Source organism: Salmonella sp. 32100201201700099SM (genome assembly GCF_017572645.1).
Lineage (GTDB): Bacteria > Pseudomonadota > Gammaproteobacteria > Enterobacterales > Enterobacteriaceae > Salmonella > Salmonella enterica.
The window spans coordinates 113867-132372 of record NZ_JAGERQ010000011.1 but is presented as its reverse complement, the minus strand read 5'-3'; the positions used below and the strand labels follow the sequence as shown (position 1 = coordinate 132372).

General features: G+C 51.9%; 15 protein-coding genes and 1 pseudogene. 6 read left to right on the top strand and 10 right to left on the bottom strand.

The genetic code is table 11. The features are described from left to right. Nucleotides 1-11 precede the first annotated feature (11 nt). A pseudogene (gene fdnG / locus J4685_RS17705) lies at nucleotides 12-3057 on the bottom strand (formate dehydrogenase-N subunit alpha). Nucleotides 3058-3251: 194 nt separating this feature from the next. On the opposite strand from fdnG, the gene fdhD reads away from it, so the two are divergent. Beyond that, nucleotides 3252-4088: a formate dehydrogenase accessory sulfurtransferase FdhD gene (gene fdhD, locus J4685_RS17700; protein WP_001059748.1), complete on the top strand. Its 837-nt coding sequence runs from the start codon at nucleotides 3252-3254 to the stop codon at nucleotides 4086-4088. A 267-nt stretch (nucleotides 4089-4355) separates the two neighbouring features. On the opposite strand, the gene J4685_RS17695 is transcribed toward fdhD, so the two are convergent. After that, nucleotides 4356-5387 carry a YiiG family protein gene (locus tag J4685_RS17695; RefSeq protein ID WP_011233225.1) on the bottom strand — a complete coding sequence of 344 codons (1032 nt, stop codon included), beginning with the start codon at nucleotides 5385-5387 and terminating at the stop codon, nucleotides 4356-4358. A gap of 181 nt (nucleotides 5388-5568) precedes the next feature. On the opposite strand from J4685_RS17695, the gene J4685_RS17690 reads away from it, so the two are divergent. Next, nucleotides 5569-6669 (top strand): YiiG family protein, encoded by a 1101-nt coding sequence (locus J4685_RS17690; protein ID WP_000828044.1) that lies wholly within the window; start codon nucleotides 5569-5571, stop codon nucleotides 6667-6669. 355 nt (nucleotides 6670-7024) lie between these two features. Here the strand turns inward: J4685_RS17690 and J4685_RS17685 are convergent, their stop codons facing one another. Continuing rightward, nucleotides 7025-7348 (bottom strand): AzlD domain-containing protein, encoded by a 324-nt coding sequence (locus tag J4685_RS17685; RefSeq protein ID WP_000527676.1) that lies wholly within the window; start codon nucleotides 7346-7348, stop codon nucleotides 7025-7027. After that, on the bottom strand, nucleotides 7348-8007 hold the full coding sequence (locus J4685_RS17680; protein ID WP_000683586.1) for an AzlC family ABC transporter permease: 660 nt from the start codon (nucleotides 8005-8007) through the stop codon (nucleotides 7348-7350). The genes J4685_RS17685 and J4685_RS17680 overlap by 1 nt, the downstream gene beginning before the upstream one ends. Before the next feature lie 100 nt (nucleotides 8008-8107). On the opposite strand from J4685_RS17680, the gene J4685_RS17675 reads away from it, so the two are divergent. After that, entirely contained in the window at nucleotides 8108-8656 is a 549-nt protein-coding gene (locus tag J4685_RS17675; protein WP_001517951.1) for a helix-turn-helix domain-containing protein, read from the top strand. 88 nt (nucleotides 8657-8744) lie between these two features. On the opposite strand, the gene rhaM is transcribed toward J4685_RS17675, so the two are convergent. From rhaM to rhaB, 5 genes are all read right to left on the bottom strand, one after another. After that, complete coding sequence (rhaM, locus tag J4685_RS17670; RefSeq protein WP_000619478.1) at nucleotides 8745-9059, bottom strand: L-rhamnose mutarotase; 315 nt, start codon at nucleotides 9057-9059, stop codon at nucleotides 8745-8747. Further along, nucleotides 9056-10204: a lactaldehyde reductase gene (gene fucO / locus J4685_RS17665; RefSeq protein ID WP_000009249.1), complete on the bottom strand. Its 1149-nt coding sequence runs from the start codon at nucleotides 10202-10204 to the stop codon at nucleotides 9056-9058. Before fucO ends, rhaM begins: the two co-directional genes overlap by 4 nt. Nucleotides 10205-10330: 126 nt before the next feature. Beyond that, nucleotides 10331-11158, bottom strand: a complete 828-nt coding sequence (gene rhaD / locus J4685_RS17660) for a rhamnulose-1-phosphate aldolase (protein WP_001179685.1) — start codon at nucleotides 11156-11158, stop codon at nucleotides 10331-10333. A 142-nt stretch (nucleotides 11159-11300) separates the two neighbouring features. Next, nucleotides 11301-12560, bottom strand: a complete 1260-nt coding sequence (gene rhaA, locus J4685_RS17655) for an L-rhamnose isomerase (RefSeq protein ID WP_000211468.1) — start codon at nucleotides 12558-12560, stop codon at nucleotides 11301-11303. Continuing rightward, nucleotides 12557-14026 carry a rhamnulokinase gene (gene rhaB, locus J4685_RS17650; protein ID WP_000143956.1) on the bottom strand — a complete coding sequence of 490 codons (1470 nt, stop codon included), beginning with the start codon at nucleotides 14024-14026 and terminating at the stop codon, nucleotides 12557-12559. The genes rhaA and rhaB overlap by 4 nt, the downstream gene beginning before the upstream one ends. Nucleotides 14027-14313: 287 nt before the next feature. On the opposite strand from rhaB, the gene rhaS reads away from it, so the two are divergent. Together rhaS and rhaR are read left to right on the top strand one after the other, a co-directional pair. Next, on the top strand, nucleotides 14314-15150 hold the full coding sequence (rhaS, locus tag J4685_RS17645) for an HTH-type transcriptional activator RhaS (RefSeq protein WP_000217109.1): 837 nt from the start codon (nucleotides 14314-14316) through the stop codon (nucleotides 15148-15150). 152 nt (nucleotides 15151-15302) lie between these two features. Then, a complete protein-coding gene (gene rhaR, locus J4685_RS17640) occupies nucleotides 15303-16151 on the top strand; it encodes an HTH-type transcriptional activator RhaR (RefSeq protein WP_000013290.1) in 849 nt (282 codons plus the stop codon). On the opposite strand, the gene rhaT is transcribed toward rhaR, so the two are convergent. Next, nucleotides 16148-17182, bottom strand: a complete 1035-nt coding sequence (gene rhaT, locus J4685_RS17635; RefSeq protein ID WP_000063539.1) for an L-rhamnose/proton symporter RhaT — start codon at nucleotides 17180-17182, stop codon at nucleotides 16148-16150. The two genes, rhaR and rhaT, sit on opposite strands and share 4 nt — an antisense overlap. A 618-nt stretch (nucleotides 17183-17800) precedes the next feature. Here rhaT and J4685_RS17630 point away from each other — a divergent pair. Next, on the top strand, nucleotides 17801-18484 hold the full coding sequence (locus J4685_RS17630) for an oligogalacturonate-specific porin KdgM family protein (protein ID WP_000378721.1): 684 nt from the start codon (nucleotides 17801-17803) through the stop codon (nucleotides 18482-18484). Nucleotides 18485-18506: the final 22 nt, after the last annotated feature.

Sequence of the window (18506 nt, the reverse complement as noted above, 5' to 3'; positions counted from 1 at the left end):
GGTCGTCTCCGTTACACCTTTTCCACGTTCACAAGGAAGGATTTAAACTCCGGCGTTTGCGTGTTCGCATCGCCGACGAAAGGCGTTAACGTATTGGCGATAAAACCTTTTTTCGCCACGCCTTCATAGCCCCAGTGAATAGGAATACCGATGGTATCGATATCCTTGCCGTCCGCTTTCAGCGTGCGAATACGCTTGGTCACCACTGCTTTGGCTTTGATATAGCCGCGGTTCGAGGAGACCTTCACGGTATCGCCATGCGCGATGCCGAGCTTATTCGCCAGCTTCTCGCCAATTTCCACAAACTGTTCCGGCTGGGCGATAGCGTTAAGCAACGCGTGCTTGGTCCAGTAGTGGAAGTGCTCGGTCAGACGGTAAGTAGTTCCGACATACGGGAACTTATCCGCTTTACCCAGCGCGTCGGCATCGTCTTTAAAGATACGGGCGGCAGGGTTAGAGATAACGTTCGGGTGCAGCGGGTTAGTGCCCAGCGGCGTTTCAAACGGCTCGTAGTGTTCCGGGAACGGCCCTTCCGCCATCTTATCGATGGCAAACAGGCGACCCATCCCTTCCGGCTGCATGATAAACGGTCCGACGTCGCTGCCGGGCGCGGCGGCGCTGTAGTCCGGAATATCCCATCCGGCCCATTTTCCGCCTTCCCATTTCAGTAGCTGACGTTTCGGGTCCCAGGGGTTACCCTGCGGATCGGCGGAGGCGCGGTTATAGAGAATGCGGCGGTTAAGCGGCCATGCCCATGCCCAGCGTGTTGCCGAGACCAGACGGGTCGGCGTTATCACGACGCGCCATCATGTTGCCTTCCGGCGTCCAGCTACCGGCGAAAATCCAGCAGCCGCTGGACGTCGTACCGTCATCGCGCAGTTGCGCGAACGAACTGAGCTGTTGGCCTTTCTTCACCACCACCGCGCCGGTTGCCGGGTCGATAAGATCGGCCAGCGCTTTACCGTTACTTTCCATCGCCACTTCTTCAGAGGCGGGTTCGTACGGTTTGGTGTAGTTCCAGGTCATATTCAACACCTGTTCCGGGTTGGCGCCGCCCTGTTCAGAGTACATCTTACGCAGGCGTAAGAAGATACCGGCGAGGATTTCGCCGTCGGTCATGGCAATTCCCGGGGCGTCCGCGCCCTTCCAGTGCCACTGTAACCAACGACCGGAGTTAACGATGGAACCATTTTCCTCGGCAAAACAGGTGGAAGGCAGACGGAACACTTCGGTCTGGATTTTTGCGGGATCAACGTCGTTCGACTCACCGTGGTTTTGCCAGAAGGTGGACGTTTCGGTGTTGAGCGGATCGATAGTCACCAGGTACTTCAGTTTGGAAAGCGATGCGACCACTTTGTTTTTGTTCGGGAATGAGGCCACCGGGTTAAAGCCCTGGCAGATATAGCCGTTGACCTTGCCCTGTTTCATCATCTCGAAGTACTGCAGTACATCGTACCCTTTGTCCCACTTCGGTAGCCAGTCGAAGCCCCAGCTATTTTCCGCTGTCGCTTTATCACCAAAGAAGGCCTTCATCATCGAGACGAAGAATTTCGGATAGTTGCCCCAGTAGTTGACCTGATCCTTCAACAATGGCTTCGGCGTATTGGCAGCCAGATAGGTTTGCAAATCGGTCTGTTTTTCGCTCGGCAGCGTCAGGTAGCCCGGCAGACTTTGCGACAGCAGTCCTAAGTCGGTCAGTCCCTGAATATTGGAGTGACCGCGCAGGGCGTTAACGCCGCCGCCCGCCATCCCCATGTTGCCGAGCAGAAGCTGGATCATCGCCATGGTACGGATGTTCTGCGCGCCGATGGAATGCTGCGTCCAGCCCAGCGCGTACAGGAACGACGCGGTTTTATCTTTTGCGCTGGTTTCTGCAATGTACTCGCACACTTTCAGGAAGTCCGCTTTCGGCGTACCGCAGATATTTTCTACCACGTCCGGCGTATAGCGTGAGACATGCTGTTTCAACAGATTCCAGACACAGCGCGGGTGTTGCAGTGTCGTATCGCGTTTGGCAAAACCGTTTTCGTCCAGCTCATAGTGCCAACTGGTTTTATCGTACTGCCGCTTGTCTGCGTCATAGCCGGTGAACAGACCATCATCGAAGCCAAAATCTTCACGCACGATCAGGCTGGCATTGGTATAGGCCTCGGTGTATTCACGGTTGTATTTTTCGTTGGTCAGCAGATACAGCATCACGCCTGACAAGAAGGCAATGTCAGTACCAGAGCGTATTGGCGCATAGAAATCGGCCACCGACGCGGTACGCGTGAAGCGCGGATCGATCACAATCAGCTTCGCGCCATTGTGAATTTTGGCTTCCATCGCCCAGCGGAACCCGACCGGGTGAGCTTCTGCGGCGTTACCGCCCATCACCACGACGAGGTTGGCGTTCTTGATGTCGACCCAGTGGTTGGTCATCGCACCGCGACCAAATGTTGGAGCAAGACTTGCTACCGTTGGTCCGTGTCAGACACGCGCCTGGTTGTCGACCGCGAGCATACCCAGCGCGCGGGAGAATTTTTGCGTTAAATAACCCGTCTCGTTACTGGATGCGGAAGCGCACAGCATCCCGGTGGTGAGCCAGCGGTTAACGGTAACGCCTTCGGCGTTCTGCGCCTGATAGTTGGCGTCGCGATCTTCCTTCATCAGTTTAGCGATGCGGTCAAACGCTTCTTCCCAACTGATCTGTTGCCACTTATCTGAACCCGGCGCGCGGTATTGCGGGAATTTCAGGCGGCTTTCAGAGTGGATAAAGTCCACCAGACCGGCCCCTTTCGGGCACAGCGCGCCACGGCTTACCGGATGATCCGGGTCCCCTTCGATATGGAAAATAGATGCTTTGGCGTTTTTCGCACCGTCGCCGAGGCTGTACATCAACAGCCCGCAGCCAACGGAACAGTAGGTGCAGGTGTTACGGGTTTCGCGGGTGCGCAGCAGTTTATATTGCCGTGTTTCCGCTAGCGCTACGCCGGGCGCGAAGCCCAGTGCCGCCGCCGTGGTGCCTGCCATACCGCCAGCGCAGATCTTAAAGAACTGCCTTCTGCTGACCTGCATGGTTTGCTCCTTGTTTCGACATTGTCACTTCTCTTTCACATTTCTCTATCCGAAACGCTCAGGGAGTGGTTGTTATTTTTCTTTGCGGACGGGCCCGCAAAGGTTCAGAATTGGATAAATTTTCCTCCATCCGGGAGGAGTTGTAACAGAATACCATAATGTTGGTGTGTGTGTTCTTATATGGTTAAAAGAAAGTGAACAATATACTGTCTGAAGAAGTCCTAAATGTGACTGATTTCACAACCTCACGCCAGTTGACTCTCTGGAAACGCGAGGATTTGCAGTCCTCCCAACTTGATGATGTTGCCGAGGAAGTGCCAGTGGCACTGGTGTATAACGGCATTTCGCATGTCGTTATGATGGCCTCTCCGAAAGATCTGACGCATTTCGCAATGGGGTTTTCTCTGTCGGAAGGGATCATTGACAGCCCGCGTGAAATCTATGGCATGGACGTTGTGCCGTCCTGTAACGGACTTGAAGTGCAGATTGATCTTTCCAGCCGTCGATTTATGGGGCTGAAAGCGCGTCGTCGCGCGCTGGCCGGACGCACCGGTTGCGGCGTGTGTGGCGTGGAACAGCTCAATGACATTGGTAAGCCGGTGCAACCGCTGCCGTTTAGCCAAACGTTTAATCTCGGTAACCTTGATCGCGCGTTAAAACATCTGAATGATTTTCAACCGACGAGTAAGCTGACGGGTTGTACGCACGCTGCGGCGTGGGTCATGCCGTCGGGTGAACTGGCGGGGGGCCATGAAGATGTCGGACGCCACGTTGCGCTGGATAAACTGCTCGGCCGCCGCGCTATGGAAGGTGAGGAATGGCGGCAAGGCGCGGCGCTGGTTTCCAGTCGCGCGAGTTACGAAATGGTGCAGAAGTCCGCGATGTGCGGCGTTGAAATTCTGTTTGCCGTCTCTGCCGCAACGACGCTGGCGGTCGAGGTGGCTGAACGCTGCAATCTGACGCTGGTGGGGTTCTGTAAGCCGGGTCGGGCGACGATTTATACCCATCCGCAGCGGTTAATCGCAGACTAAAATAGTACCCTCTACATTTGCGTAAAATATATATTTTCTCAATTTTACAGCCTCTCTTGATAACGGAATCACGTATAGTGGCGAGGCCATACAGGTTTTAATCGTTTTTATGCTGGGCCGTAGCTTATTCCAGCCATTCACGAGGCGCTTGCTACCCGGTAATACTTCGAACGAAAAAAGCGCCTCTGGGGCGCTCTTTCGACAGTCGCTAACGACTTATTTGCTCAGTTTAGCGGTTATATGCACGCGATTTGCAGCGTGAAAAGCTTAGAACTCACGCTCAAGATGATAGCCATTATAGGTATCGATGAGTTCGTTATAAGCTTTAACCACAGCCTCATAAGAACCATCTACCATATCGCCGCTGCCGCTATTGAGGTAGTCCTGCTCATGCGAGGTATACGCCACGTTATCGCGCACGCGCCGAATGCGTTTTTTCACCTTGCCCTGGAATTTTTCCAGCTCAGAAATAAAACCAGGGAAGCTACGATGTTTATCTATATCAACGTTGATCTTCTCGTTTAACTTCTGAGTATGCTCTTCAAAATCAGCGAGCTGTTTGCTTACTGCCGCCACATCAAAAGAATCATCAGCTACAGCATCATTAAGCGTCTCGGCTTCCTGCATCGTCAAAAGCGTATAGTACTTAATGGATTTACCTTCTTTCTTCTCGGTCGCCTTAATTTCATTAGCCGCATGCTGCTTACTCATAATGGTAATCTCGGCGATATATTTCTTCGCTATGGGATCAAACTCATCGAACTGTTTTATAAACGTTTTATGGAACGCTTTAGCGCCAGCAAAGGCATCATCCTTGAAGTTATCTTGATCATAGTATTTATTCATACTATTGATTGTTTCAGCTAGTGGCCCAGCCGCATTAATAAATGCCAGAGCAGCACTATCCAGAGAGGCAAACGCCGGCTTTAATTCAGCCGCCGCCTTGATGTCTTTCCGGCAGTCCTGGATAAATGCAGGATACACAGGAACCAGCGGAGAGGGATCGTCTTCCTTACCGGTAGGACCGGTACGGAAATCGTCGAATGTGTTAGCATAACGATTTACAGCACGGTAAATATCTGCCTGGAGATTATTATAACAATCAATGTAAACATTCAGCTTTTGGTTAAGAACATCGTTCGCATCTGCGATTTCCGCTGATGTGGGTTGTGTATTGCTCGCTGATGAATCCGCACTCTGAGCTACAGGTTGTTCGTCCGCTTTTTTTTCATCACAAGCGCTTAGCCCGGCAGTCATCAGCATAGCGATAATAATTGATGATAACAAATCCTTTTTCATTAGAATAACCTATAAATAATATCATTGAAATTTACAGATTCATTTTAATGAAAAAAAACAGGTATGTGATTTATTCAACACAAAAAATACTTAATCCATATTTCATTATAATTAACATTATCAATATCAATGTGTTCGTTAAAATAAGAGAACCCAACGTAAATATACAAAAGGCAATTAAATGAAAAGGAATTTATTATCCTCAGCGATAATCATTGCGTTAATGACCCTGGGCGCAACAGGATGTGATGACAATAATGTTAAAACCGAGGCGACGCCGGCCGCCAGCAGTCAGCCTGCGACGCCAGCGCCTTCTCAGACGCCGGAAACGCAATCTGGCGAAAGTCCAGCGCAGCCCCCAGCAGCGAAGCCAGAAACGGCAACTCAGCCCCCGGCGGCGAAACCAGAAACGCCAGCTCAGCCGGAGGTTGACGCTGAAGAAGTTTATAGTGAAAAAATGGATGTCTATATCGATTGTTTTAATAAACTTCAATTGCCCGTTCAGCACAGTTTGGCGCGTTACGCGGATTGGGTGAAAGACTTTAAAAAAGGTCCGACAGGGAAAGAGAGCCTGGTTTATGGCATTTATGGTATTACGGAGTCTTACATAACGAATTGCCAGAAAGAGATGAAACAGGTGGCCGCCTTAACGCCATTACTTGAGCCTATTGATGGCGTTGCCGTTAGCTATATTGATAGCGCCGCCGCGCTGGGTAATACCATTAACGAAATGGAAAAATATTATACCCAGGAAAACTATAAAGATGATGCCTTTGCTAAAGGTAAGGCGCTGCATCAGACATTACTGAAGAATATCGAGGATTTTAAACCCGTCTCGGAAAAATATCATGAGGCTATTCAGGAGATAAATGACAGGCGGCAATTGACACAGTTGAAGAGAATAGAAGAAGCGGAAGGTAAAACATTTAACTATTATTCTCTGGCTGTCATGAGCTCGGCAAAGCAGATCAACAAGGTTATTTCTGCCGATACCTTTGATGCCGAAGCGATGATGAAAAAAGTCGCGGAACTGGAAACAATGATTGCGCAATTGAAAGAAGTGAATACTGATGGCCGTAATTCTTCTTTCATCAGCTCTGCGGCTGATTATCAGCTACAAGCTAAAAAATATATTCGTCGCATCAGAGACAATGTTGAGTATTCTGATTTTGAAAAGAAACGGGTGCAGGACCCTGCAACAGGATGGATGGTTGCGGATTCTTATCCGGCGTCGTTGAGAAGTTATAACGAGATGGTGGATGATTATAACCGCCTGCGTTGAGTGACGGCACATTAACTGCGCACAGGCTGGCGCAAGTGCCTATAAAATTACGCTATAACGCCAATAAAAAGCGCCGATCAGGCGCTTTTTTCGTTCATGTATTCCTCATCAGGCAATATCCGTAAAAATAGCTGACGTAAACATTAACTAAAGAGAGCTATTAGAAAAACCAGTAATCTGAAGCTATCACAAGATGTTGACGTCACGCTGGAAGGTACTGGTAGTGTCATTGAGGATCGGCATTTATATGGAAAGCATTTATCCCGCCTGATGCGAAAATTCTGAGCCACTTCAGCATAGGGCGGCCCAGCCTTCATCGTTTATAGGGGGGCACGCCCAGCTGTTCTGTAAGACGTTAATTAATACCTGCCAGCCGCAGCAGTGCGGTTACTACCGCAGCGGCGATAATCACCACAATAAGCGGCATTTTACGCCAGGCTAAAAATACGGCGAAGCCAACCCCAAGAACGCGCGCCATTCCGGCAAAATGTTCGCCTTCGTAAAAGGTGGTCGCCAGCGCGACGGAGAATAGCAGCACCGTTGCCGCATCCGAGAGCAGCGCCTGTGAACGCTCAGACAGCGCCAGACGGCTGCCAAGTTTCGCGCCGCCGAGGCGCATCAAATAGGTTCCCGCAGATAAAAGAGCAATACCGATAATAAATAGCGTCATATTGCCCATTATTTTTTCCTCGCCAGTAGGCCAAGCAGCGAAAGCAACACCGGCAATCCGGCAGCCACAAAGGGAACGGCGGCAAGCGACAGCGCGGCGCCGCTGCAACCACGAATCAATGTGGTGCGGTTTTTAAACGCCGGGATCACCAGCGCCAGTAAGATTGCCGGGAATACGGCATCCAGACCGATGGTTTCTGGGGCCGGAAGCAGTTTGCCGACACCAGCGCCAATCAGTGTGCCAATCGGCCAGAATAGGGCGACGCCCAGACCGCATAGCCAGTAGGCGGCTTTACGTTGTTCGGGTGTTTTTTGCGACAGGCCGAACACCACGCTCTCATCATTCATAATATGGCAGCCGAAAAAGCTGGCGGCGCGGGTGCCAACCAAATCGCGCACCGTTACGCCAAACGGCACGTGGCGCGCATTCACCAGCAGTCCTGCCGCCGCCGCCGCTAACGGATTGCCGCCGCTGGCAACAATGCCGATAAACATAAATTCGGACGCGCCCGCCAGCACAAAAATAGAGAGGACAAACGGCACCCACAGTGGGAAACCGTAGGCCATCGCCAGTGAGCCATAGGACATGCCGACGACGCCCACGGCCAGGCACACTAAAAATATCGCTTTTATCGTGTCTCCCTTGAGACAGGAAAAATAGTGTTTCATCTTCTTTAGTCATATCGAACGAATTTTCATTATAATGAACGGAACAGATTTGCTTTACAAGACGAACATTTCGTTCGTTATAGTGAACGTTGGATGCTTTATGACACAACCTATTAGCGTCATTGCCAGAAGTCTGGTACGCGAACGCCAGCGAACCGGACTGTCGCTGGCGGAGATTGCGCGGCGCGCAGGCATCGCTAAATCTACGCTTTCACAACTGGAAGCAGGGAACGGCAACCCCAGCCTGGAGACGTTATGGTCGCTATGCGTCGCGCTCGACATTCCCTTTGCTAGGCTGCTGGAGCCGCAGGTACAAAAAACGCAGGTGATTCGCCGCGGAGAAGGCACCAAAGTGGTGGCGGAGCAGGCGCATTATCAGGCGATATTACTGGCGGCGTGTCCGCCCGGCGCGCGGCGTGATATCTATCTGCTGTTGACGCAGCCGGGGGCCGACCGGATCTCTCACCCGCATCCGCCGGGGTCGGTGGAACATATTATTGTTACGCAGGGAAAAGCCCTCGTCGGCTTAACCGAGGCGCCGGAAGAGCTGGCGGAGGGCGATTACATTTGTTATCCCGGCGACCAGGCGCATATCTTTAAAGCGCTGGAACCGGATACTCAGGCTATCCTGGTAGCGGAGCAGAATTGAAATTGCCGGATGGCGGCGTAACCGCCTTATCCGGCCGACAAAAAATAAAACCGTAGGCCCGGTAAGCTTGCGCCACCGGGCACACGACTTACTGCAGATAGAACACCTCTTTTAGCTCTGCGCTGACCGGGCTGTTATCCGGATTCGCGGGCATAACGTCACGCATATGTTTCCACCAACGCTGGCAAACGTCGGTGCTGGCAACGGCGTTCCAGCGCTCCTCGGATTCAATCTCAACGGTGGCGAACAGCAGATTGCGCTCCTGATCGAGATAAATCGCGTAGTGATGCGCGCCGTGAGATTTTAATACGGCTTCCAGCTCCGGCCAGATTGGGTTATGACGACGCTGATACTCCTCGTGCGCGTCGGCATTTACCTGCATCACAAAGGCTTTGCGGATCATAACGCCTCCAGGTACAGCCCGCGAACTTCATCGCGGCTGGCGGTGCGCGGGTTACACGGCGCGCACGGGTCGGCGAGGGCTTTATCCAGCCAGCCTTCGATATCTTCTTTTGTGACGCCCAGCTTGCTGAAACCTTCTGGAATGCCGACGCGTTTGCTCAGCGTACGGATAGCGTTAATCGCTTCCTGACTTGCGGCTTCGTCAGACATACCGCGCGTCTCTACGCCCATCGCCTGTGCGATACGGGCAAAACGCGCGACGGCGTTCGGACGGTTAAAGTTCTCGACAATTGGCAGCAGGATAGCGTTGCAGACTCCGTGCGGCAGGTTGTGAGTTGCGCCCGGCTGGTGCGCCAGCGCGTGAACCAGCCCCAAACCGGCGCTGTTGAACGCCATACCCGCCAGGTACTGGCCGAATGCCATTTGCTCACGGGCTTCGAGGTTATGGCCATCGTCAACCGCTTTCGGTAGCCACAAATTGATTAAGCGAATCGCTTCCAGCGCGTTAGCGTCGGTAAGCGGATGCGCGCCAACGGAGACATAGGCTTCCACCGCATGGGTCAGGGCATCCATGCCGGTTGCGGCGGTCACAGAAGCGGGGATTTCCAGCATGACGCTGGCGTCATCCACGGCAATATCCGGGATGATATTCGGGTCGATGATCACCTCTTTGACCTTACGGGCAGAGTCGATAATCACCGCGTTGCTGGTCATCTCTGCCGCGGTACCTGCCGTAGTATTAATCGCTACCAGCGGTACGCCGGCGTTTTTCACTTTGCCGACGCCGGAGTAGGCGGTAGAAGGACCTGGGTTGGCGGTCAGAATTTTCACCGCTTTTGCGGTATCGATCGGGCTGCCGCCGCCGAAGGCGATAATGTAGTCACATTCTGCGCTCTGATACGCCGCAAAACCTTTCTGCACCAGCTCTTCTGTCGGGTTTGGGAACACCTCATCAAACAGGTGGTAAGACATTTGATGTTCATCCAGTGCGCTAAACAGGCTATCCAGCAGGCCCAGCTTTACCAGTTGACCATCGGTAACGATCAGCGCTTTGCCCCATTGCTTATTCGCCACGAGGTTCACCATATCGGCAATCGCTCCAGCGCCATGCAGGCTAATTTTTGGCAGTGCCAACATAAAGCTCATCACTATTCTCCTTAAAAAAATTCCCTGTTGCCCGATGGCGCTACGCTTATCGGGCCTACGGTAAAATGCGCACCGACCTGTAGGCCGGATAAGGCAAAGCCGCATCCGGCGTTGAGTTGGGAGGTATCAGTACAGCGCTACGGCGCTGGCCAGCGGTGTCACGCCAAAACGTTTGCCGAGTGCGACCAGTTCTTCGCGCGTGATGGTCTGCTTCATACCGCCCATCGAATAGATTTTGACTAATACCTCAGCGGATTTCTCTGCGGTATCTATCAAACCGAAGGTTTCATCCAGCGTAGGTCCGCTTCCGAACACGCCGTGGAACGGCCACAGTACCAGCGAATGTTTCTGCATTTCTTGCGCGGTAGCCTGGCCGATTTCATCGGTGCCTGGCACCATCCACGGCAGAATGCCGACACCGTCCGGGAATACCACCAGGCATTCGGTGCTGCCTTCCCACAGTTTGCGGGTGATCAGCGCAGTGTTGTTTTCCAGTACGTAGGTGAGGGCGATCAGGTTAGTCGCATGGCAATGCATAATGACGCGGTCTTTGCCGTGGGTGGCTTTGATGCGTTCGCAGTGGGAAAGGAAATGCGCCGGGAGTTCAGAGGTGGGTACCGCGTCGTGGGTTAAGCCCCACAGAATGTGGTAGCCTGCGCCGTCGCTGTCGATTTTGACCACGCCTAAATTGGCTGCCGGATCGAGCTGGACGTTGCGGAAGAATTTGCCGGAACCGGTAACGATAAACGGCGTGTTCGCCAGCAGCGGCATGGGTTGACTTAGCGCGATGTAGCGCGGTTTTTCGTGGAAATTAGCTGCAAACGGTGCGATATCGGCTTCATCCAGACGCAGCGTCAGGTTACCGCCATTACGTTCGTCCCACCCTTTCAGCCACGCATCAGACGTGGCTTTAATCATGCCCTGGACAAACCAGGAATCGGTAATATTTTGCATGTTCGTGTTCCCATTCATTGCCCGAAGGTTATTCGGGTCTTACGTAGGCCGGATAAGCGCAGCGCCATCCGGCAATCGTGTTTCATTTATTGCCGGATGGCGACGCGGGCGTCTTATCCGGCCTACAGATCAGGTGTCGCTGTCAGCTACGTTTGCTCAGGATCTCTTTTTCGTAGGCGCGAACGCTGTCCAGCCACTGGCTGCCAGCCGGCGTGTCGTGACGCTGGCAATACATTTCCCAGACGGCCTGCCACGGCAGAGATTTCTGCTCTTCCAGTAGCGCCAGACGCGCGGTGTAATCGCCGCTGGCCTCAAGCTGACGCAGTTGATCTGTGGGTTCCAGCAGAGCGCGCAGCAGCGCTTTTTTCATGTTGCGGGTACCGATAACCCACGCGGCGACACGGTTGATAGAGGCGTCGAAGAAATCCAGGCCGATATGCACACGGTCGAACAGGTTATGACGGACGATCTCGCTGGCAATTGCCTGGGTTTCATCGTCCAGGAGCACCACGTGGTCGCTATCCCAGCGTACCGGGCGGCTGACGTGCAGCAGCAGCCGTGGCACATAGAGCATGGCGGCGGAAATTTTGTCGGAAATCACTTCAGTGGGATGGAAGTGGCCCGCATCCAGGCACAGCGCGGTCTGACGGCTGGTGGCGTAGCCCATGTAGAACTCATTGGAGCCGACGGTGTAGCTTTCCGCGCCGATGCCAAACAGTTTGCTCTCAACGGCGTCGATGTGGTGCGCCGGGTCGAATTTCTCGCTAATGACCTCATCCAGCGCTTCCAGCAGGCGCTGGCGCGGGGCTAAACGGTCGACGGTAATGTCTTTCATGCCGTCCGGAATCCAGATGTTCATCACCGACGGCGTACCGAGCTGCTCACCAAAGTATGCCGAGACGCGGCGGCTGGCCTTGCAGTGATCGATCCAGAACTGGCGAATTTTCGCGTCTGGATGAGAGAGGGTAAAACCGTCAGCGCTCAGTGGATGAGAAAAACAGGTGGGGTTGAAATCCAGCCCCAGCCGGTTCGCTTTCGCCCACTCCACCCAGTTTTTAAAATGCTCCGGTTTGATCTGGTCGCGAGCAACCGGCGTATCCGACTCAAGGTAAATGGCGTGCAGGTTCAGCCGTTTTGGTCCTGGGATCAGACGCAGCGCCTGTTCCAGATCGGCGCGCAGTTCGGTGGCGTTACGCGCTTTGCCCGGATAGTTGCCGGTCGACTGAATTCCGCCCGTCAACGAACCTTCCGGGTTCTCGAATCCGGCAACATCGTCGCCCTGCCAGCAGTGCATGGAAACCGGCAGGCGATCGAGCTGGCGCAGCGCCTCCTCGACATCAATACCTACTGCGGCGAAACGTTGTTTTGCCAGTTCCCAGGCTTGTTCCAGTTGAGTGGTCATGCGCAAAGCTCCTTTGTCTGTCGTTTGGGTTGAAACTGCGCAACGTGGCGGGCAATTTCACTATCAGGATTAGGGATATAGGTTGTCAGGTCGTAGTTAGCGCTGACGACCTGACGGAAGTCATCGATGTTGTTTAATTCGTCGAGGGTCATAAGCTGAATACCAATATTGCCAAGGGTGGAGGCTTCAACCGGCCCGGCCATCACGCGAATACCACATGCATCGGCGCACAACTGGTTGAGTAGCGCGTTTTGGCATCCGCCGCCGACAATATGCAGTTGGGTAAATTTTTCGCCGCGCAGATTTGCCAGTTCGTGCAGAATGTCGGCATACAACAGCGCCAGACTGTCGAAAATGCAGCGCGCCAGTTCGGCATCGCTGACGGGAACGGGCTGGTCGGTCTCGCGACAGGCGGCCTGGATTTCGGCGTGCATATCGTCAGGATTGATAAAGCGATCGTCATTCGGGTTAATCAGGAAACGGCAGGCCGGCAGCGCTTCTGTTTGGGCGATAAGCGCAGGCAGATCGGTAATGCGCCGTTCTTTCAGCACGCGCTGGAGCAGCCACAAACCCATAATGTTTTTCAGTACCCGATAACGCCCTTCCGCGCCGCCTTCGTTGGTGATATTGGCGGCCAGCGCCTCGTCAGTGGTGTAGGGTTTTTTGCTTTCAAAACCCATCAACGACCAGGTGCCTGAAGACAGGTAAGCGCTATGTTTATTTGCCAGCGGAGAGGCAATAACGGCGCTGGCGGTATCGTGGCTGGCGACGGCTACCACCGGAATACGGTTGCCCTGCGGGCAAATCCAGTCGCCGATAACATTGCCAGGGTGCGAGGGGCGACCGAACCAGCTCTTTTTCGCGCCAGTCCACGCCAGCAGGGTATCGTCCCAGTCATCGGTATTGATATTGACCAACTGGGTGGTCGTGGCGTTGGTGTATTCCCAGTTCATTTCACCGGTCAGGCGGTAACTGAAATAATCGGGCATCAGCAGCGCATGAGCGACCTGCGCTGTTAACTCAGGCTGTTGTTTCGTCAGCGCGCGTAGCTGATAGATGGTGTTAAACGGCAGAAACTGAATCCCGCTGCGGCGATAGATTTCGCTTTTGCCGATCTGGACCAGCGCTTGCGGCATGATGCCCGTGGTACGGTTATCGCGGTAGGAGACCGGCAGGCCGACACGCTGACCTTGTTTATCCAGCAGGACATAATCGACGCCCCAGGTGTCGATGCCGATGCTGTCGATAAGAATGCCTTCATTGCAGACTTTCTTCAGACCAAGACGGATATCCTTTTCCAGACTGTCGATGTCCCAGGTGTCAAACCCGTCTGTTTTTTGTAGGCAGTTCACAAAACGGTGAATTTCACGTAGCGTCAGGGTACGGTGTTTGCTGTCGTAACGCGCCAGCATCACGCGCCCGCTGGATGCGCCGAGATCAACCGCGACACAATGGCGAAAAGTCATAATCAGGTCCTTCTTAGAGTCATTGCGCACAGTCTAAAAAAGCCCTCAAAGACCTACCTTCTCGTTACTGACAGGAAAATGAGCCGCTGGCAACAAGGCAAAGATGAACGTGATAGCGTTCACAGTTTCTACTAATAGGCCGGTGTGATGTCGTCCGCATTTCCCGCTTTTTCCCGCCTTTTCTTGAAAAAAAGACCATGTTTGCGCGCTTTAGCGTCAAAAATTTAAGGTGAGGCCGATAACCCTTAATTACTATTCGGACATGTTGAATTCAGGAGGAAGCAACCATGACCGTACTGCATAGCGTGGATTTTTTTCCATCAGGTAAAGCGCCCGTGGCGATTGAACCTCGTCTGCCGCAAGCCGCTTTCCCTGAACATCATCATGATTTTCATGAAATCGTGATTGTGGAACACGGTACGGGCATTCATGTATTCAACGGGCAGCCGTATACCATCAGCGGCGGTACCGTGTGTTTTGTTCGCGATCACGACCGGCATTTATATGAACATACCGACAACCTATGCCTGACGAATGTACTGTGGCGTTCACCGGACGCCTTCCAGTTCCTGGCGGGGTTGGATCAATTGCTGCCGCAGGAGCAGGATGGTTACTATCCTTCTCACTGGCGGGTGAATCAGAGTGTGTTGCAGCAGGTGCGCCAGTTGGTCGGTCTGATGGAGCACGCCGGAGACGGCATGGATGCGCCTGCCGTGGCGAATCGCGAAATTTTGTTCATGCAACTACTGGTGTTGTTACGCCGCAGTAGCCTGATGGAAGGCGCGACCAATAACGACGCCAAACTCAACCAACTGATGGCATGGCTGGAAGACCATTTTGCGGAGGAGGTCTGCTGGGAGGCGGTAGCTGAACAGTTTTCGCTGTCGCTACGCACGCTGCATCGTCAGCTTAAACAGCATACCGGGCTGACGCCGCAACGTTACCTTAATCGCCTGCGTTTGATCAAAGCCCGGCATTTATTGCGCCATAGCGATCATAGCGTGACAGAAATCGCGTACCGCTGCGGTTTTGGCGACAGTAACCACTTTTCGACTCTGTTTCGCCGAGAATTTAACTGGTCGCCGCGGGATATCCGCCAGGGACGCGATGCGATAATCCAGTAACGCGAACGCTATCAACGTTTTCGTCGCCAATATGCTGATAATTATACCCTTTAATACCGGATGGCGGCTGCGCCTTACCTGGCCTACGGCGGCGAGCGGTAGACAGAATAAGCGTAGCGCCATCCGGCAAGCATTCAACATGAGGTGCTGCGGTGGCAAATCAGTTAATCCTTTTGAAAAAAGATTTTTTTACTGATGAGCAGCAGGCCGTTACGGTTGCCGATCGCTATCCACAGGATGTTTTTGCGGAACATACGCATGAGTTTTGTGAACTGGTGATGGTCTGGCGGGGCAATGGTCTACACGTTCTTAATGAGCGCCCATACAGAATTACCCGCGGCGATCTGTTTTACATTCGTGCTGAAGACAAACACTCCTATACTTCCGTTAACGATCTGGTGCTGCAAAATATTATTTACTGCCCGGAGCGTTTGAAACTCAATGTAAACTGGCAGGCGATGATTCCCGGCTTTCAGGGAGCGCAGTGGCATCCTCACTGGCGGCTGGGCAGTATGGGAATGAATCAGGCGCGGCAGGTCATTAACCAGCTTGAACATGAGAGTAATGGACGCGATCCGCTGGCGAATGAGATGGCGGAATTGCTGTTTGGTCAACTGGTAATGACGTTAAAACGGCATCGCTACGCGACCGACGATCTTCCGGCAACCTCCCGAGAAACCCTGTTGGATAAATTAATTACCGCTTTGGCTAATAGCCTTGAGTGTCCCTTTGCGCTGGATGCGTTTTGCCAGCAGGAACAATGCAGCGAGCGGGTGCTGCGGCAGCAGTTTCGCGCCCAAACCGGGATGACGATTAATCAATATTTACGCCAGGTCCGTATTTGCCACGCGCAGTATCTGCTTCAGCATAGCCCGCTGATGATTAGCGAGATTTCGATGCAGTGTGGCTTTGAAGATAGTAATTATTTTTCAGTGGTGTTCACGCGGGAAACCGGGATGACGCCGAGCCAATGGCGCCATCTCAGTAATCAAAGCGATTAACTGGCCATGCCTAAACCGACAATATTCGCCGCGATAATAATTACCACGCAGCCGAGGCTTAATACGGCAACGGGACGGCGGCCAGCATTTTTCCACTCTTTTAGCACCAGACCGACAAGCCCCCCGCACAGCACATAGAAGCTCATGTGCAGCATCCAGCTCATGTAGTCATATTGCGCTGGAATGCGCGCGTGACCCCAGGCATAGAAAAAGAACTGTAAATACCACATCAGACCGCCAAGCGCGGACAGCAGAATATTGCTGATAATCAACGGTCTTGCCAGCGAGAAGTCGGCTTTTATCGACAGATTTTGCACTTTTGCCAGGCGGATAAAACAGAAACCGAGGTTCACCAGCGCGCCGCCGCCCATAATCACCACGTAACTCGGCAGCGCGACATAGAGCGGGTCAACGCCAAGCGCGGCAGCAGCTTCATGCATCGGTTTCGCGGCGTTCATGGCAAAAGACATCCCCGCCGAGAAAATACCGCATATCACTGCCAGCAGAAGCCCTTTCTTCAGATTGAACTCCTCCGCTTTAATGCCCATTTTGCGTTCTTTTAACTGTCCGGCGCGCGTCACAATCCCGACGCCGATCAGCGCGACAAAAACGCCAAGTAGCGTCATGCGTCCCCCTTCGGTATGGATTAACACATCGAAGTTACCGTTGATGATAGGCGTCATCAGCGTGCCGACGATAAGCGTAATGCCGATAGCGATGCCGATACCCATCGACATCCCGAGATAACGCATGGTCAGACCGTAATTAATATTGCCGATGCCCCACATGGCGCCGAACAGAAAAACCGGTAAAAGGGTGGAGAGGTTAAACTGCCCATAATAGGCCCAGAAATCAGGCAGTAACAGAGCGCTAATTGTCCACGGCAGAATAAGCCATGAGACGATGCCGCCCACTGACCACATGGTTTCCCATGACCACTGTTTCACTTGCTTGAACGGGGCATAGAAGCAGGCTGCACTGGCCGCCCCTATCAAATGCCAGAAAATACCCATCGTAATCGCGTTACTCATGACATGTTCCTCATTATTTTTTATGGACGGGATACCCCTTCCGTTTGCATGAGTTTAAAAATTACGCAGCCTGGTAACCTTATAACGATTGCCGCCGTTGGGTGTATTCTGGCAATCAGCACGTTAATGAAGTGATTAACTTCACGTTTTAAAAAAGTCGGAGCGCATCGTGACCGTCTGGATGTTATTTAAATCAGTGGGTAATATTTGTTTTCTAAAATACCTTCATCATAACGACACGAAACGACTTAGCTGGCAACAATACAAAGAAAACGCTGCGTGAGATCACATAATTGGAATAGTCTGACTTACCGTTTGATAAAAGGGTAGTTATACAGTAATTATTTAGTTGTTTTATTTGTATTTACAATTTAAATATATTGAAATTAACGTTAGGAATCAATGAAATATAAGTATAAGGAAATTCCTATATTAGTGTTGTTGATGGCGTTTTGATTTTTATTTTATATGACGAATATGAATTTCATTTATTTTATTTTGCTTTTTGAACATTATCCCAATTTTAAATTAAAGATCTTTGTCTATATTGTCGCCATTCACATTGCGTATTATGGTTGTAATGGTCTGACATGAAACAACGTTTTAATTTTAAATTAAATGGATTCTGTTATGAGAAAATCTCTTTTCTTACTATTACCTCTTGTTGTAACAAATGCGCATGCAGTATATGTCGATGTTCGTCATGAATATCTTGATGACAGTAAAGCTAACTATGACCGTGCGTATATTTCTCATCGGTTTGCGAATGGTGTTGGTTTTGCGATAGAAGCTATCTCAAAATCAGGCGGGGATGACACCAATAAAGCGTTTAATGACCTGGAAACACAGGGTAACGAATATACGATAAGTTACCAATTTAAAACCGGTGATGTCGCCTGGCAACCGGGTTTCGTGCTGGAAACAGGCAACGGTTACTCTACCTATAAGCCTTACTTCCGCGCGACGTGGACATTAAATGAAAGCTGGTGGGTTGGTGCGCGCTATCGTTTTGAATATGTACGCCGTTCTTCTGATATCCGTGATGATGATACCATCAATCGTATGGATGTCTGGGCGGGTTATAAATGGAACAACTTTGACTGGACAATCGAAGGAATTTATAAGAAAGCCGATAAATATGATCTTTACGATGGCGGCAAAGATAACTATGAATATAACTTCAGAACTGCCTATATTATTGACCAATGGTCGCCATTCGTTGAGGTAGGTAATGTTTCCGTCAATAGCAACAGCGATGAAAGACAAACCCGTTTCCGCGTGGGTATAGGCTACACATTCTAATCATTATCCCTGTTTATTATTT

What these genes read in the sequence shown, in the direction of transcription:
- rhaS (WP_000217109.1), top strand. Translation starts at nt 14,314, where the DNA reads ATGACCGTACTGCATAGCGTGGATTTTTTTCCATCAGGTAAAGCGCCC.
- rhaA (WP_000211468.1), bottom strand. Translation starts at nt 12,560, where the DNA reads ATGACCACTCAACTGGAACAAGCCTGGGAACTGGCAAAACAACGTTTC.
- fucO (WP_000009249.1), bottom strand. Translation starts at nt 10,204, where the DNA reads ATGAGCTTTATGTTGGCACTGCCAAAAATTAGCCTGCATGGCGCTGGA.
- J4685_RS17630 (WP_000378721.1), top strand. Translation starts at nt 17,801, where the DNA reads ATGGATTCTGTTATGAGAAAATCTCTTTTCTTACTATTACCTCTTGTT.
- rhaM (WP_000619478.1), bottom strand. Translation starts at nt 9,059, where the DNA reads ATGATCCGCAAAGCCTTTGTGATGCAGGTAAATGCCGACGCGCACGAG.
- J4685_RS17695 (WP_011233225.1), bottom strand. Translation starts at nt 5,387, where the DNA reads ATGAAAAAGGATTTGTTATCATCAATTATTATCGCTATGCTGATGACT.
- J4685_RS17680 (WP_000683586.1), bottom strand. Translation starts at nt 8,007, where the DNA reads ATGAAACACTATTTTTCCTGTCTCAAGGGAGACACGATAAAAGCGATA.
- J4685_RS17675 (WP_001517951.1), top strand. Translation starts at nt 8,108, where the DNA reads ATGACACAACCTATTAGCGTCATTGCCAGAAGTCTGGTACGCGAACGC.
- rhaB (WP_000143956.1), bottom strand. Translation starts at nt 14,026, where the DNA reads ATGACTTTTCGCCATTGTGTCGCGGTTGATCTCGGCGCATCCAGCGGG.
- J4685_RS17690 (WP_000828044.1), top strand. Translation starts at nt 5,569, where the DNA reads ATGAAAAGGAATTTATTATCCTCAGCGATAATCATTGCGTTAATGACC.
- J4685_RS17685 (WP_000527676.1), bottom strand. Translation starts at nt 7,348, where the DNA reads ATGGGCAATATGACGCTATTTATTATCGGTATTGCTCTTTTATCTGCG.
- rhaT (WP_000063539.1), bottom strand. Translation starts at nt 17,182, where the DNA reads ATGAGTAACGCGATTACGATGGGTATTTTCTGGCATTTGATAGGGGCG.
- rhaD (WP_001179685.1), bottom strand. Translation starts at nt 11,158, where the DNA reads ATGCAAAATATTACCGATTCCTGGTTTGTCCAGGGCATGATTAAAGCC.